The following is a 16,347-nucleotide window of genomic DNA, read 5'->3' as shown; positions in this document are numbered from 1 at the left end:
TATTTCGGTGTTACGGAAAACAACTGGAAAGAAGGCACAAAGAAAGATAAGAACTTCATCGCCTCGGAAACCCCATGGTTCGTAGGCCGCGCTGCCGCTGCACTGGCCGCCGATCCCAATGTATTCTCCAAAACCGGCAAGGTCTTCAGTTCCTGGAACCTCTCCGATGAATATGGCTTCACAGACCGCGATGGCACCACCCCGCACTGGGGCAACCATCTCCGTGACGTGATCCCCGATTATCTCTACAAGCCCCTGGATGATGAGTTCTACAGCTACTGGCGTTTCGCTTCCGGCAAAAAGGTGGGAACCGGAGCCTGGGAATAACACTAACAATTCACTGGAACAGACATATAGAGTTTAGTTATGTAAAAAAAGCGTCCGGATTCTTCCGGGACGCTTTTCTCTTAAAACTCAAAACCGGCCAGTTCTTCCGGCTTGATATTATATCGTTGTTTAAGCGGGATGTTCTTGATGGAAATAACGCCCGGGGCGCTGTCTTCCAGGTAAGCGATGAAAGGGATGCCGCGTTTCTCGGCATACTTATATTGCTTATCCTGCTTGATATCGTCCGGGTAAAGTTCGGCAACGATTCCCCTTTCGCGCAGCAGGCTAACATACCCGAACACCTCAGCCAGCTTCTCCGCGCCGGGGTGGAAAAAGATCACCCTGGTGCTTTGCTGTGCTGTGGCGGGAAACAGCTTCAGCTCTTCCAGCACGTCATAGATCCTGTCTACCCCAAACGAAATACCTACGCCTGAAATACCCGGCAGACCGAACAATCCCGTGAGGTCGTCGTAACGGCCGCCGCCGCCGATGCTGCCCATATTCACCTGTGCCGGCGCTTTCACTTCCACGATCATGCCGGTATAGTAATTCAGCCCGCGCGCCAGCGTAAGATCGATGATGGGAGCGGATTTGAAGCCGGTGAGATTGCTGCTGACGATGAACCGCAGTTCTTCCACCCCCTTTAAGCCCGTGGGCGAATCCGCCAGCAGCTTGCCGAGGCGCTCCAGCTTTTCATCATTGGTACCTTCTGCGGAAATAAAATCCATCACGGTATTGATCTCCGCAGGCTGCAGGCCTCTCTCTGCCAGCTCTTCCCGCACGCCGTTCGCACCGATCTTGTCCAGTTTATCGATGGCGATGGTGATGTCGGTCATGAGGTCGGGACGGCCCACCAGTTCGGCAAGACCGGCCAATACCTTGCGGTTGTTGACTTTCAGCTGATACCCGTCCAGGCCGAGTTCGGTCATAACGGTATCGTAGATCTTCAGCAGCTCCACTTCATTGACCAGGGAAGGACTTCCCACCACATCGGCGTCGCACTGGTAGAACTCGCGGTAGCGGCCGCGCTGCGGCTTGTCGCCGCGCCACACCGGCTGTATCTGGTAACGTTTGAAAGGGAGGTTGAGCTTGCCATGGTTCATCACCACGTAACGGGCGAAAGGGATGGTGAGATCATATTTCAGTGATTTCTCACAAAGCAGCAAACCCAGTTCCCTGCTGTCTTTCGCCATCTGCGCCTGCCCGAGGATGTCGCCGTTGTTGAGTATTTTAAAGATCAGCCGGTCGCCTTCCTCGCCGTATTTGCCGAGCAGGGTGGAGGTGTTTTCCATGGCGGGCGTTTCCAGCGGCTGGAATCCATACAGTTCAAAGGTCTTGCGGATAGTGGAAAGAATGTAGTTGCGCTTGCGCACCACTTCCGGCCCAAAATCGCGGGTGCCTTGCGGGATACTAAGTTTTATCATTATGCGAAAAATGTAATGTTTGAATAAATCAACTGTTCCTGACGATGCGCTCGCACGCGGAAAAGATCAGCTTGTACACAGGCTCGAAAAGGGCATCGTCGTACCACGGATCGGGCACGGGCTGCTGGTGTTCCAGCAATAATTGTACCTTCCCCCGATCCGCGTCGCTGCGCGCTTTGCGCAGTACGTCGCGGTAATTGTCCAGGTCCATTACGAATATCCTGTCGAAGGTATCGAAGTCTTCCGCCTGGAACTGCCGCCCCCGGAGCCCCGAAATATCGATCCCATGCAGCCCGGCTACCTTTACCGAGCGGGGATCGGGAGGATGCCCCACATGCCAGTTGCCCGTGCCCGCCGAATCGATCTCCCAGCCCAGGCTCCGCTGATCGGATAAATGCCGTAGAATGCCTTCCGCGAGGGGCGAGCGGCAGATGTTGCCGAGGCAGACCATTAAAATTTTCATTGTGTTCAGATTGCTTCCGGGATAAACAACTGTAAACCAGCTGGTTAATTTCCTTTGCCGGCCTGCGTTCCCCCCGTTTTTTCAGATCGCAAAACTACCACATTTTCAGGGAAGTGCGCAACGTATTCCGGCACAATTGCATATGTTAAAACTTTAGTGTAATATGGAATCCATATGGAAACTGTTAGCCGGCGCATCTTAATTGCAAACTCCCGAACCAGGCCTGGCGGGTTTTTTAACAAACGAATAAAGTTTGCATAACTAGAATAAAACAATTTTTTTTGTATACTTGTAATTTGCCACTAATGCAACAGGAGAACGATAACACGAACAAACGGATGAATGTGTCATACCGCCCCATGGGCGAACTGATAAGGGGAGTCTTCTTTATCCTTTTCGGTTTGTATGCGCTATTTTCAGAGAAGCTGGGATTTGGTAAGCTGAACATTTCCACCGAGCTGACCTATGCATTGGGCGGCGTATTATGTGCGTATGGATTATTTCGTGTGTACAGGGGCGTTAAGCAATTATTTTTTTGATCAATTTTTCACCATTAGACTGTGTGTATGTTTTTAAAAGCTAAAAACTGGATGGGCTCGTTATTGACGGCTTCTGTGCTCGCAATAACCATCGCAGGCTGTGCCGGCGGCTCATCCCAAGGCGGTGAGAAAGATACCCCCACTTCAGGTACCATGCGTATTTCGGTGGATGAAACTTATCAGCCGCTGATAGAATCAGAGATCCGTGTATTTCAGTCACTATACCCGAAAACGAAGATCATCGCAGAATACAAACCGGAAGCGGACTGTTTCAAAGATATGTTCAACGACAGCTCCCGCATGATCATCGTTACGCGCGACCTGAAAGAGGACGAAAAGGAATTCTTCAAAAAGGAAAAGATACGCCCGCAGAGCCTGCAGCTCGCTACGGACGCCATCGCCCTGATCGTGAACAACAGCAACCCGGACTCCATCCTCACGATGGACCAGGTGCGCAAGATCATGGACGGCACCAGCGAACGTAAATGGCAGATCGTATTCGACCACCAGAATTCCAGCACCGTGCGCTTCATCCGCGATTCCATCAACAAAGGGAAGCCGCTTCCCGCCACTACCATGGCGGCCAAGTCGAACCCGGAAGTGATCGATCACGTATCAAAGAATAAAGACGCCATCGGCGTGATCGGCGTGAACTGGATATCAGACACGAACGACACAAAAACGATCGAGTTCACCAATATGGTGACCACTGTTAAATTGCGCGCAGATAATAACACAGACTTTGTAAAACCTTACCAGTTCTACATTGGCATGAAATCATACCCGCTCACACGGGGAATGTTCTACATTTTGAAAGAGCCCTATCAGGGTCTTGGCGCGGGGTTTGCTACCTTCCTCGGCGGCCAGGAAGGCCAACTGCTGATAGGCAAGTATAAATTGTATCCTGCAAGATTGAATATTGTCTTCAGGGAAGCCACTTTAAAGTGAAAAAATAAATACTGATAAACACAACTAAAACCGGATTGCTCATGAACAGAAGGAACAGTTTATTTGTAGCCATGCTTTGCATAGCCAACGGAGCCATGGCACAATCTGTGGAAGATGGTTTAAAGGATTTGTATTATGGCAAATACCAAACCGCGAAGCAGAATCTTGAAAAAGCCATCACTGCAAAACCGACGGATGACCGCGCTTATTACTACCTGGGGATAGCTGAACTGGGATTGGAAAACAAAGACGCTGCCGCTGCCGCCTTTTCCAAAGGCCTCACCGCAGTGCCCAACTCCCCCCTGCTCACCGCAGGCCTTGGCCGCATAGATCTGCTGAACGGTAAGTCTGCAGAGGCCAAACAGAAATTTGAAGCGGCCAGCACCGCCACCGAAGGCCGCGACGGCGACGTTGCACGCGCCATCGCAGATGCCAACTCAGAAATTATCGGCGGCGACCGCGGTTATGCGCTCAGCACCATGGAAAAACTGCTGAACAACGAAGGACGCAAGAAAAAACAAATGTATACAGCCACCGCAGCCGATTATATCGAGCTGGGCGACGCTTACCGCTTCCTGGGCGGTGAGAACGGCGGTAAAGCTATCAGCACTTACGAAAAAGCGCTGGAGCTGGAACCCAACAACGCCGAAGCGGTAATGAAACAAGGCCTGGTGAACTACAACGCCAAGCTGCTGAAACAAGCCGTGGAAGACTGGGCTAAAGCCACCAACATGGACGCTAACTACGCCCCGGCTTACTTCGAGCTGTACCAGTTCTACATCACGCAAAGAAAAGAACAGTTCTCCCTGCCGCATGCTGCGCAGTACCTGCAGAAATACGTTGAAGTAGGCGACCCGTCAGACAAAGCGAAGAACGAATATTACCTAGCCGCCATCGCTTTCTACCAGAAAGACTACGATGCCGCTATCACCAAGGCAAAATCCCTGATGGCTTCCGCTAACGAAGTGTATAAAGGCAAGCTCACCCTGCTGGCCGCTGACGCGCACCTGCAGAAAGGCGATTCCCTTTCCGCAAAAGCCCTCATGGACGAGCACGTAAAAACTACCGGCGAAGACAAGCTGAGCTCCAACGACCTGAAACTGCTGAGCGCCATCTACGGCAAGCTGAAGACTTCAGACTCCGCAACCCAGGCTGGTTACAAAGACCTCGCCGGTAAATACCTGGAAAGATATGCAGAGACCGATACGGCAAAAGATGCTGAATCTTTCAGGAACGTGGCAGAAGCGTTCAAAGACATGCGTAACTATGCTAAAGCAGCCAAATGGTATGGCAAAGCTGTGGAGGTGAAAGAAAATCCCGGCGCAGTATCCGACCACTTCTATAAAGGCTTCTATGAGTACTACGCAGGCAACTACGCCGCTTCAGACAGCTCCTGGACTGCTTTCACCGCTAAATATCCTGAGCAGGTGACCGGCTTCTACTGGCATGGTATGGCCAACGCCGCACTGGACCAGCTGGCGAAAGAAGGCAGGGCTAAAGCGCCGTTCGAGAAATACGTTTCCCTGGTAAAACCGGAAGACGAAGCCAAGAACAAAAGGTTCCTGACCAACGCGTACACTTACCTGATGCTGTACTACTACAACCTGGACGACAAGACCAACATGCAGCCCTACATGGACAAACTGCTGGCCTTCGACCCGAACAACGACACCGTTCGCCAGGTGAAGGAAAACCTCGCATCCACTGAAAAGGCAGCCTCTGCTGCGGCCACCAAAGCAGCCGCTTCAAAAGGCACCAAATAAGATAAAGTATTTTCCTGCAAAAGGGCAGCGCTGTACCGGCGCTGCCCTTTTTATTTGCGCTCCAGGCAAGGTTTTAACGTTTCCTTGCATTGTTTTTACCGAAATAAATGAGTAAATTCAGTAATGACTGAACAGCCATCGTGGCTCACTCTGGCATGTTTTTTTATTACATGAACCCATATTGCAGCCGAACTTATCTGGCCGCAGTAATGTTTAGATTAACGGATTAAATTAAAAAACCATGAAGAAGCGTATAAGTACACTCATTGCCCTGCTTTTCCTGGCTGGCGGGGTAATGGCTCAAACGATAGACGATGGGTTGAAGAACCTTTATTATGGTAAATATGCAACCGCAAAATCTGATTTCGAGAAAGCGATAGCCGCCAAGCCGAATGATGACCGGGCGTATTATTATCTCGGTATAGCGGAACTGGGGCTGGAGAACAAAGACGGCGCCGCCGCCGCATTCCAGAAAGGCTTGCAGGCTGTTCCCAATTCACCGCTGCTGAATGCCGGTTTAGGACGGATAGAACTTCTCAATGGCAACGCCGCCGCGGCAAAACAAAAATTTGACGCCGCCACTGCCGCCACCAAAGGAAAGAACGGCGACGTGGCCCGCGCCATTGCAGATGCGAATACGGAAGTGAAAGGGGGAGATAAGGCTTACGCCCTCACCACCATGGAAACCCTGCTGAACGGCAACGACAGCAGGAGAGGGTATAAGCCCGTTGCAGCGGATTATATAGAACTTGGCGACGTTTACCGCTACATGGGCGGTGAGAACGGCGGCAAGGCCATTTCAGCCTACGAAAAAGCGCTGGAGCTGGAAGCCAACAACGCTGAAGCCGTCATGAAGCAGGGGCATGTGAATTATAACGCCAAGCTGCTGGAACAGGCCGTGGGCGATTATGCCAAGGCCGCGCAGCTGGACCCTAACTACGCGCCCGTTTTCTACGAATTGTACCAATTCTACTACACGCCGAAGCCGCGCCAGTTCTCGCTTCCAAAGGCTAAAGAATATTTGCAGAAATACCTCGCCCTGTCTGACCAGGCGGATAAAACCAAGAATGAGTACTATTTAACTTCCATCATGTTCCTGGACAAGGATTATGACGGCGCCATCACCAAGGCTAAAGGCCTCATCCCGCAGGCCAACGAGGCTTATAAGATGAAGCTGGAACGCCTGATCGCGGATGCTTATTTGCAGAAAGGGGATTCCCTGGGCGCGAAGAAGTCATTTGACGAATACGTGCAGAAAACCGGCGAAAGCAAGCTGGAGCCGATCGACTATAAACTCGGCAGCGAGATCTACGGCCGTATCAAATACCAGGATTCTGCCACCCAATCCGGCATAGACCAGAAAGCGCTGACCTACCTGGAACAATACGCCAATGCTGATACCGTGAAAGAACTGGACCGTTACGAAGAGGTGGCCAAAGCCTTCCAGGCGGCCCGCGTGTTCGGCAAGGCAGGGGAGTGGTATAAAAAGTATGCGGACCTGAAAATAGAACAGAAAGAAAAACCGGCAGCTGTTGACTGGTATAACGTGGGTATCAACTATTACCTGGCTTCCGCCGGTTCCACCACCGATACCACTATGCTGGTAAAGGCGGATTCAGCCTTCAGCCAGCTGGCCACCAATTACCCGGACCTCACCACCGGCCACTATTGGCAAGGAATGGCCGCCGCGGCGCGGGACGTGGAGGCCAAAACAGGCGTAGCCCTGCCATATTTCGAGAAATACCTGAGCATGGCTGAGGCAGACCCGGTGAAGAACAAGGCCGGCCTGATCAAAGCATATACTTACCTGATGGTGTACTATTATAACAAAGAAGATAAGGCGAACCTGCAGAAATACATGGACAAGCTCACCCCGCTGGATCCGAACAGTGAGCCTGTGAAGCAGATCAGGGATATCCAGAACCAGAACAACAACAGAACCTCGAACAACCGGAGCGGCGCCGGGCGTACAACGCCGGCCAGGCCAAATAATTAACATTCAGAACCTTAGCATATCAAAGCCCGGGCAACCTGCCCGGGCTTTTTATGTTACGCATTTAGAGTCAATCCATTATGTATAAAGTACCCTAAGCCGGAAACTATGGAAACCAAGTAATCATATCTTATTATATTACATATACAAAAAAAAGATTAGATTTCTTGTCGTCGTCGATTTGATTTCTAGTTTAGTTGCAGTATTTTTGCGCTTTCGGACAATTTATATGGGAAGCTTATGTTTTTTGCCTCTGAACTTTTGACTGCTAACAACACTCCATTCAGTTATTTTCCTATCATTTTACAACTGATTGCGGCACTGGGTTTTGTTGGTATTACGATGATCGCCACCCATTTTTTAGGGCCTAAACGGAAAACCAAGGATAAGCTTGAGAACTTTGAAAGCGGCATCGAGCAAATGGGAAATGCCCGCCAGCCGGTTGCCATCAAATATTTCCTGACCGCCATCCTGTTCGTTTTGTTCGACGTGGAGGTGATCTTTTTCTATCCGTACGCTGTTAATTTTAAAGAGCTGGGCTGGGAGGGTTTCCTGGCCATGCTGGCATTTGTGGCATTCTTTATGGGCGGTTTCTTCTACATTATCAAGAAGGGAGCGCTGCGTTGGGAAGACTAGTACTTCGATTAAGTTAACTATTAATAATATTCCCGCTGTTTTTCGTGTGGCGGGAAAGGAGGGTAAAGAATATGTCTCGTCCTGTTCAGTTTAATAATAAGGTGAAGCTGGTGGAAATGCCGGAAGGCTACTCCGGCGAAGGTTTTTTTGCCACCTCTTTCGATAAGGTGATAGGCATGGCGCGTAAAAACTCTATCTGGCCTTTACCGTTCGCTACATCCTGCTGTGGCATTGAATTCATGGCTACCATGGCCGCCCACTACGACCTGGCGCGTTTCGGTTCCGAGCGCCTGGGCTTTACGCCCCGCCAGTGCGACCTGCTGATGGTGATGGGCACCATCGCCAAAAAAATGGGTCCTGTACTGCGCCAGGTATATCTGCAAATGGCCGAGCCCCGCTGGGTAATAGCCGTGGGCGCCTGCGCCAGCAGCGGCGGTATCTTCGATACCTACTCCGTATTGCAGGGCATAGACCAGATCATCCCGGTAGACGTATATGTGCCGGGCTGTCCGCCCCGCCCGGAAGCCATCCTGGACGGCGTGATGCGCATCCAGGACCTGGTGGGCGAGGAAAGCCTCCGCCGCCGCCACTCGGACCGGTACAAGGATCTGATGAACTCCTATGGAATAGAATAGAAACGATAATAGCTTATACATGTCTTTGACGAACGAGCATATAAAAAACAGGCTGGTTGAGAAATTCGGCGAGGCGTTGACGAACTTTGAAGAGTCGCACGGCATCATGTCCTTCCACGCTCCCAAAGAGCTGAACCTGAAGGTGATGCAGTTCCTGTACGACGAAGAGGACCTGCAATTCCGCTTCCTGTCCGACCTCACTGCCGTGCATTATCCCGATCAGAAAGGGGCGGAACTGGCCGTGGTGTACCATCTCCATGCCTTTGTGCCCAATGTGCGCCTCCGCTTCAAAGTGTTTACCGACATCCAGGCGCCGCAGGTATTTACAGCCTCACAGCTGTTTGCCAGTGCCAACTGGATGGAAAGGGAAACGTACGATTTCTTCGGGGTCGATTTTGTGGGCCATCCCAACCTGATCCGCATCCTGAACGTGGATGAAATGGATTACTTCCCCATGCGCAAGGAATTCCCGCTGGAAGACCAGAGCAGGGTAGACAAAGATGATGAAATGTTCGGCCGCGGAGGAAGCGTCGGGATTTAATTTAAACTACTATTAGCAAGCTAGGATATGTCAGAGCAGCAACATATAAAATTACCGGAAGGCTCCATCGAGAAGCAGACCAGTACGCTCAACCTGGGGCCTACCCACCCTGCCACGCACGGTGTGTTCCAGAACATTCTGGAAATGGACGGCGAGCGCATCGTGTCTGCCACGCCTACCGTAGGTTATATTCACCGCGCATTTGAAAAGATCGCGGAACGCAGGCCATATTACCAGATCACGCCGCTGACGGACCGTCTCAACTATTGTTCCGCTCCCATCAACAACATCGGCTGGCACCTCACCGTAGAGAAGCTGCTGGGTATTCAAACGCCCAAGCGCGTGGATTACCTCCGCGTGATCATCATGGAGCTGGCGCGCATTACGGACCACCTGATCTGCAACTCTGTGATCGGGGTAGACAGCGGCGCTTTCACCGGCTTCCTCTACGTAATGCAGTACCGTGAGCTGGTATACGAGATCTATGAAGAGATCTGCGGCTCCCGTCTTACAACCAATATCGGCCGCGTGGGCGGTTTCGAAAGGAACTTCACCCCCGCCGCTTTCCAGAAAATAGAAAGGTTCCTCGCTGAATACCCGGATGTGCTGAAAGAGTTTGAGAACCTCTTTACGCGCAACCGCATTTTCATGGAACGTACCCAGGGCGTAGGCGGTATTTCCGCTGAAAGGGCCATGAGCTACGGTTTTACAGGTCCTAACCTCCGCGCCACCGGCGTGGACTACGACGTGCGCGTGGCCAACCCGTACAGTTCTTACCAGGACTTTGAATTCAGCATTCCTGTTGGCAGCACCGGCGATACATACGACCGCTTCCTGGTGCGCAATGCGGAAATGTGGCAGAGCCTGAGCATCATCCGCCAGGCCATGGAAAAGCTGAAACAACTGCCGGAAGATGTATATCATGCCGATGTTCCGGCATATTACCTGCCTGATAAAGATGATGTATATACGAAAATGGAAGCGCTCATCTATCACTTCAAGATCGTGATGGGTGAGAGCGATATACTGCCGGGAGAACTGTACAACCCTGTAGAGGGCGCAAACGGGGAGCTGGGCTTCTACCTCATCAGCGATGGGGGCCGTTCGCCGTACAGGCTGCATTTCCGCAGGCCCTGCTTCATCTATTACCAGGCATATCCTGAAATGGTGAAGGGTGCGATGCTTAGCGACGCGATCATCTGTATGAGTTCGCTGAACCTGATCGCGGGAGAGCTGGATGCTTAGCAACAATTACGTTCCTTATGATACCTGTGAAAAAAGTTCTTTGTTTTTTAATATGCATAACCGCCCTGCAGGCGGCCATGGCGCAGGGAAACCTGCCGAAACCCTGCACAGGGCCGAGAGCGGCGCTGATCCCTTTCCTGAAAGGCACGAAGTGGGGATTTTGCGACAGCACGAAAAAACTGGTGATACCCGCAGTGTACGACGAAGTTTTTCCCTTCGGACAAACGCCGGGAAACACGGAGAACTGGCATTGGGCGAAGGAAGACGAAGCCTACGTGCGCAGAGGCAAACAGGCCTTCTGGGTGAACAGGAACGGAGAAACCAGGCCGGTGACCGGTGGGGATGAAAAAAAGCCGCAGGAAGTAGTGCAGTTCGAACGGGAAGGTTCATGGCCATCCAATTATTCTGCCAACGGCAAGCAGGGTTTTATCCTGAAAGAAGACACTACCGTGCCGGCGATTTACGATGAGGTACGCCGCCTGACCGCTACCGATTACCTGGTGAGGACAGGCCGGAAATTCGGCGTGGTGGACGACAAAAAGAATGTCATTGTGCCCATTGAGTTTGAAGAGATCCGGGGCATGCGGCTGAAAGATGATACCAGGGCCTACGAAGTGCTGAATGAAAAACTCCGCTGGGGCGTGTACGCGAAAGGCAAAGTGGTATTGCCCGCGCAATACCGGAGCATCGAAAAGATGGAGGCCTGGAGCCTTGACTGGTATAACGTAAACAATGACGACAATACCTGGGCACTGCTGGACGGCCATGGAAAAATGATAGGAACAACGCACCAGCGGATAGAAAGATACGACGCGGAAACCGACCGTTTTTGCGTGAAGGACAAAGAGAAATGGGGATTCATGGACAGAAAGGGAAATGTAGTGATACCCTGCAAATACGACAGCGTGGAACCTTTCGACTACCGTTGGGGGATTGCGCTGGTGACAGCCGGGAAACGCTCATTCTACGTGGATTGTAACGGAGTGGAATACTGTTCGAAATGATACACAACGATAAAGGACAAAAGCAATTTTAAATAAAGAAGATTAATCAATGGCCGTTCAATTTTCTGAAGAGAAGCTGAATAAAGTAAAAGAGATCATAGCGCGCTACCCGGAAGGGAAGCAGAAGAGCGCGTTGATTCCGGTGCTGCACCTGGCCCAGGAATCGTTCGGCGGCTGGCTGAGTTCCGAAACGATGGATTATGTGGCTTCACTGCTGCAGATCACGCCCATCGAAGTGTATGAAGTGGCGACTTTTTATTCCATGTACAACCTGAAGCCGGTTGGTAAATATCTCTTCGAGGTTTGCCATACCGGTCCCTGCATGGTAAGCGGGTCAGACAACATCATTGAATATATCAAACAGAAGCTGGGGATCGAAGTGGGAGAGACGACGGCCGACGGGCTGTTTACCCTCAAAACGGTGGAATGCCTCGGCGCCTGCGGTTATGCGCCAATGATGCAGCTGGGCAAGTTTTACAAGGAGCACCTGACCAAAGAGAAAGTGGACCAGATCATCGCGGAGTGCCGGGCGCAGGCGAACTGAGCCTGCCGGGGTGAGAGCTGAAAGCTGAAGAGTGCGACGCAACGGAGCTGACAGGAGCGCTGCGGCCGGATACATAAAAACAAACAGGGCTGCAAAGAGCGGCCACAGCAGAGAAAAATAAAACACTTGCCGCGGGAATGCAATACAGAAGCGGCAACCTTTACATAAAGCGAGACAATGGGACGTAAATTATTGTTAGATAAGGCGCATATAGAAGGCATCCGGTACTATGACGTATACCGGAAGAACGGCGGTTATGCCGCTGCTGAAAAGGCCCTGAAGAGCATGAGCCCGGATCAGGTGACAGAAGAAGTGAAGAAAAGCGGCCTCCGCGGCCGTGGCGGCGCGGGTTTCCCGACGGGCCTCAAATGGAGCTTCCTGGCGAAACCGGAAGGAGTGCCCCGTTACCTCGTTTGCAACGCGGACGAATCGGAGCCCGGTACTTTCAAAGACCGCTACCTGATGGAATTTATCCCTCACCTGCTCATTGAAGGCCTGCTGATCTCCAGCTTCGCCCTCGGCGCTAACCGCACTTACATCTACATCCGCGGCGAATACGCCTGGATCCCCGATATACTCGAAGAAGCCATTGCAGACGCGCATAAGAACGGCTGGCTGGGTAAGAACATCCAGGGCAGCGGTTTTGACCTGGACATCTACGTCCAGCGCGGCGCCGGCGCTTACATCTGCGGAGAAGAAACCGCGCTGATCGAATCGCTGGAAGGCAAACGCGGCAACCCGCGCATCAAGCCACCTTTCCCCGCTGTGAAAGGCCTCTGGCAGAGCCCTACCGTGGTGAACAACGTGGAAACGCTCGCTGCAGTAGTACCTATCATCAACATCGGCGGCGACGAATATTCCAAATACGGTACCGGCAAATCTACCGGCACCAAGCTCATTTCCGCCTGCGGCAACCTCAACAAGCCTGGCGTGTATGAGATCGACATGAACATTTCAGTAGAAGAATTCATCTACTCAGACGAATACTGCGGCGGCATTCCGAACGGCAAACGCCTGAAGGCCTGCATCCCCGGCGGTTCTTCCGTACCCATCCTGCCCGCCAACCTGCTGCTCAAAACAGCCAAAGGCGAAACGCGCATGATGACCTACGAAAGCCTGAACGACGGCGGCTTCGCCACCGGCTCCATGATGGGCTCCGGCGGTTTCATTGTGCTGGACGAAGACCAGTGCGTGGTGCGCCACACCATGAGCCTGGCCCGCTTCTACCACCATGAAAGCTGCGGCCAGTGCAGCCCCTGCCGCGAAGGTACCGGCTGGATGAAAAAAGTGCTGCTGAACATCGAGAACGGGAAAGGCAAAATGAGCGATATAGACCTGTTGTGGGACATACAGCGGAAAATAGAGGGCAACACCATCTGCCCCCTCGGAGATGCGGCCGCATGGCCTGTTGCCGCTGCCATCCGCCACTTCAGGGACGAGTTCGAATGGCATGTGACCCACCCGGAAGAAGCCGTGAAACGGAACTTCGGGCTGGCGCATTATGCGGACCCGCTGCCCATACCCGCGGCGGTAGTGTGATAAGGAAACAACATTATTTTTCTTTTTTACTTTTTTATAATGGCGGAAGAAAAGAAATTATTCAAGGTCAAGATCGATAACATACCGGTGGAAGTGGAGCCCGGCACCACTATCCTGAATGCCGCCCGCATGATCGGCGGGGATATTGTGCCGCCTGCGATGTGTTATTATTCCAAACTGCAGGGCAGCGGTGGTAAATGCCGTACCTGCCTGGTGAAAGTATCCAAAGGCTCCGATGCGGACCCCCGCCCCATGCCCAAGCTGGTAGCCAGCTGCCGCACCACGGTGATGGACGGCATGGAAGTGGCCAACATCACTTCGCCCGAAGTGCTGGACGCCCGTAAAGGCGTTGTGGAATTCCTGCTGCTGAACCACCCGCTGGACTGCCCCGTGTGCGACCAGGCCGGCGAATGCGACCTCCAGGACCTCAGCTATGAGCACGGCGTATCAGGCACCCGCTACGAATTCAAACGCAGGACCTTCGAAAAAGAAGATATCGGCGAGCACATCAAACTGCACATGACGCGCTGCATCCTTTGCTACCGCTGCGTGTTCACCGCAGACCAGCTCACCAACAACCGCCAGCACGGCATCCTTGGCCGCGGCGACCACTCCGAGATCAGCACTTACATCAAAGCATCGCTTGATCATACCAACTTCATCGGCAACGTGATAGACGTTTGCCCGGTAGGCGCACTAACGGACAGGACCGCACGGTTTAAGAACCGCGTATGGTTCCTGAAACCCGTAGACGCCCACCGCGAGTGCCATGACCCGAACTGCTGCGGCAAAACGGTGCTCTGGATGCGCGGCGACGAGATCTTCCGCGTAACCGCCCGCAAAGACAAATACGGCGAAGTGGAAGCATTCATCTGCGATACCTGCCGCTTCGAGAAAAAAGATGTAAAAGACTGGGTGGTTGAAGGCCCCCGTAAAGTGGCGCGTTACAGCGTGATCTCACAGGGCCATTACGTAGGCGTACACAAGCCGCATGAAACCGTGGCCAAAGTGATGGACGGCCGCCAGCCCAAGCTGCTGATGAACATCCATACCGTGAGCGAAGTGAACCAGCCCGCGGTGGACCTCAGCAAAATTGAAGGGCCCGCGCACTCGACAGATTTTCCTAAAAACAATGGCGTTCAATAAAGCGAGATATGGATCTGATGACATCATTTGACTGGTCTTTTGTAATTGAAAAACTGCTGCTGATCTCGGCGGTGCTGGGCCTGTCCCTGCTGATCGCGATGTACTCCACCTGGGGCGAGCGTAAAGTGGCAGCCTGGATACAGGACCGCCGCGGCCCTAACCGTGCGGGTCCTTTCGGCCTGCTGCAACCATTGGCAGACGGGGGCAAGCTGTTCTTCAAAGAAGAGATCATCCCCGCCACGGCCAACCATTTCCTGTTCGTGCTCGGTCCTTCCATGGCCATGCTCACCGCCTGCCTGACCAGTGCAGTAATTCCCTGGGGCGACGTGCTCACCTTCGGCGATTATGCTGTGAGCCTGCAGATCGCTGATGTGAACATCGGCGTACTGTGGATCATGGCCGTTGTAGGTATGGGCGTATACGGCATCATGATCGGCGGCTGGGCTTCCAACAACAAATTCTCCCTGCTGGCCGCCTGCCGCGGCGCTTCGCAGGTGATCTCCTACGAGCTGCCCATGGGGCTTTCCCTCATCGCGCTGTTTATGATCAGCGGTTCCCTCAGCCTGAAAGACATCGTGGAGCAACAGCGCGCCGGCGTTTGGTTCGTAGTGCTGCAGCCCATCGGTTTCCTCATATTCCTCATCTGCGCATTCGCGGAATGTAACCGTACCCCCTTCGACCTTCCCGAAGCGGAAAACGAGCTGAACGGCGGTTATCACCTGGAATATTCTTCCATGAAACTCGGTTTCTATCTCTTCGCCGAATACATCAACATGTTCATCAGCTCCGCGCTCATGGCCACGCTGTACTTCGGCGGCTACAGCTTCCCTTATATGGACAGCCTGGGCCTCAGCCCGAACCTGGTGACCATCCTGGGCATCTGTGCATTGTTCCTGAAAACATTCGTTTTCATCTTCTTCTTCATGTGGGTGAGGTGGACGCTTCCGCGCTTCCGCTACGACCAGCTGATGAAGCTCGGATGGAAAGTATTGATACCGCTGGCTTTGCTGAATATGATCATCACCGGCGCGGTGATACTGTACCGCCAGAACGGTTTTAACTAATAACGCTGAAACTCTTTATATGCAAGCATTAACAAACAGGGCGCAACCGGTAGACAGGAGGCCCATGACATTCTGGGAGAAATTGTATTTACCGGCCATTGCCAAAGGCATGGGTATTACCCTTTCGCATATATTCAAGAAAAAGGCCACGGTAAACTACCCTGAAGAGAAACGCCCCTTCAGCCCCGTGTTCCGCGGCCTGCACATCCTGAACCGCGACGAGGAAGGACGCGAGCGCTGCACCGCCTGCGGCCTGTGCGCGGTTGCCTGTCCCGCCGAAGCCATCACCATGGAAGCCGCCGAGCGCCTGCCGGGTGAAGAGCACCTGTACCGTGAAGAGAAATATGCCGCGCGTTACGAGATCAACATGCTGCGCTGCATCTTCTGCGGATTCTGTGAAGAAGCCTGCCCCAAACAGGCCATCTATATGACGGAGACCTTCGCGCCGGCCAACTACCAGCGTAAAGGCTTCATCTATGGGAAAGACGACCTGCTGATCCCCGATCCTAAACATCCAATCACTGTAAACAAGTAAA

General features: G+C 52.7%; 16 protein-coding genes (1 of these 16 only partly in view). 14 read left to right on the top strand and 2 right to left on the bottom strand.

The annotated features are described in order from the left end of the window. Positions 1–327, top strand: the end of a protein-coding gene (locus R3I13_RS16950; protein ID WP_346319139.1) for an SDR family oxidoreductase. The gene continues 633 nt to the left of window position 1, outside the view; the window shows 327 of its 960 coding nt (coding positions 634–960); its start codon lies off the left edge, out of view; its stop codon occupies positions 325–327. An 80-nt stretch (positions 328–407) separates the two neighbouring features. On the opposite strand, the gene hisS is transcribed toward R3I13_RS16950, so the two are convergent. Both hisS and R3I13_RS16940 read right to left on the bottom strand, forming a co-directional pair. Further along, complete coding sequence (gene hisS / locus R3I13_RS16945; RefSeq protein WP_346319138.1) at positions 408–1,751, bottom strand: histidine--tRNA ligase; 1,344 nt, start codon at positions 1,749–1,751, stop codon at positions 408–410. A 28-nt stretch (positions 1,752–1,779) separates the two neighbouring features. Then, positions 1,780–2,214 (bottom strand): low molecular weight protein-tyrosine-phosphatase, encoded by a 435-nt coding sequence (locus R3I13_RS16940; protein WP_346319137.1) that lies wholly within the window; start codon positions 2,212–2,214, stop codon positions 1,780–1,782. 590 nt (positions 2,215–2,804) lie between these two features. Between R3I13_RS16940 and R3I13_RS16935 the strand changes: the two genes are divergently transcribed. The 13 genes from R3I13_RS16935 (at position 2,805) to nuoI (ending at position 16,346) form a co-directional block, all read left to right on the top strand. Continuing rightward, positions 2,805–3,701, top strand: a complete 897-nt coding sequence (locus R3I13_RS16935) for a substrate-binding domain-containing protein (protein ID WP_346319136.1) — start codon at positions 2,805–2,807, stop codon at positions 3,699–3,701. 41 nt (positions 3,702–3,742) lie between these two features. Beyond that, positions 3,743–5,464, top strand: coding sequence for a tetratricopeptide repeat protein (locus R3I13_RS16930; RefSeq protein ID WP_346319135.1), 1,722 nt, complete (start codon positions 3,743–3,745; stop codon positions 5,462–5,464). A 241-nt stretch (positions 5,465–5,705) separates the two neighbouring features. Then, complete coding sequence (locus R3I13_RS16925) at positions 5,706–7,460, top strand: tetratricopeptide repeat protein (RefSeq protein WP_346319134.1); 1,755 nt, start codon at positions 5,706–5,708, stop codon at positions 7,458–7,460. A 237-nt stretch (positions 7,461–7,697) separates the two neighbouring features. Then, entirely contained in the window at positions 7,698–8,093 is a 396-nt protein-coding gene (locus tag R3I13_RS16920; RefSeq protein WP_346319133.1) for an NADH-quinone oxidoreductase subunit A, read from the top strand. A gap of 71 nt (positions 8,094–8,164) precedes the next feature. Next, positions 8,165–8,728 (top strand): NADH-quinone oxidoreductase subunit B, encoded by a 564-nt coding sequence (locus R3I13_RS16915; RefSeq protein WP_120518632.1) that lies wholly within the window; start codon positions 8,165–8,167, stop codon positions 8,726–8,728. A gap of 19 nt (positions 8,729–8,747) precedes the next feature. Next, complete coding sequence (locus tag R3I13_RS16910) at positions 8,748–9,269, top strand: NADH-quinone oxidoreductase subunit C (RefSeq protein ID WP_346319132.1); 522 nt, start codon at positions 8,748–8,750, stop codon at positions 9,267–9,269. 27 nt (positions 9,270–9,296) lie between these two features. Beyond that, on the top strand, positions 9,297–10,514 hold the full coding sequence (locus tag R3I13_RS16905) for an NADH-quinone oxidoreductase subunit D (RefSeq protein ID WP_346319131.1): 1,218 nt from the start codon (positions 9,297–9,299) through the stop codon (positions 10,512–10,514). A 17-nt stretch (positions 10,515–10,531) separates the two neighbouring features. After that, entirely contained in the window at positions 10,532–11,518 is a 987-nt protein-coding gene (locus R3I13_RS16900; RefSeq protein ID WP_346319130.1) for a WG repeat-containing protein, read from the top strand. A gap of 49 nt (positions 11,519–11,567) precedes the next feature. After that, complete coding sequence (locus tag R3I13_RS16895; protein WP_346319129.1) at positions 11,568–12,062, top strand: NAD(P)H-dependent oxidoreductase subunit E; 495 nt, start codon at positions 11,568–11,570, stop codon at positions 12,060–12,062. 177 nt (positions 12,063–12,239) lie between these two features. Next, entirely contained in the window at positions 12,240–13,601 is a 1,362-nt protein-coding gene (gene nuoF, locus R3I13_RS16890; RefSeq protein ID WP_346319128.1) for an NADH-quinone oxidoreductase subunit NuoF, read from the top strand. 39 nt (positions 13,602–13,640) lie between these two features. Further along, positions 13,641–14,747 (top strand): 2Fe-2S iron-sulfur cluster-binding protein, encoded by a 1,107-nt coding sequence (locus tag R3I13_RS16885; RefSeq protein ID WP_346319127.1) that lies wholly within the window; start codon positions 13,641–13,643, stop codon positions 14,745–14,747. 8 nt (positions 14,748–14,755) lie between these two features. Further along, positions 14,756–15,811 carry an NADH-quinone oxidoreductase subunit NuoH gene (gene nuoH, locus R3I13_RS16880; protein ID WP_346319126.1) on the top strand — a complete coding sequence of 352 codons (1,056 nt, stop codon included), beginning with the start codon at positions 14,756–14,758 and terminating at the stop codon, positions 15,809–15,811. A 19-nt stretch (positions 15,812–15,830) separates the two neighbouring features. Further along, complete coding sequence (gene nuoI, locus R3I13_RS16875; protein WP_346319125.1) at positions 15,831–16,346, top strand: NADH-quinone oxidoreductase subunit NuoI; 516 nt, start codon at positions 15,831–15,833, stop codon at positions 16,344–16,346. Position 16,347: the final 1 nt, after the last annotated feature.

This window comes from Chitinophaga sp. YIM B06452 (assembly GCF_039655965.1).
In the GTDB taxonomy this organism is placed as follows: Bacteria; Bacteroidota; Bacteroidia; order Chitinophagales; family Chitinophagaceae; genus Chitinophaga.
Note: the sequence above shows the minus strand (reverse complement) of the source record. Positions and strands in the feature narration are given on the sequence as shown.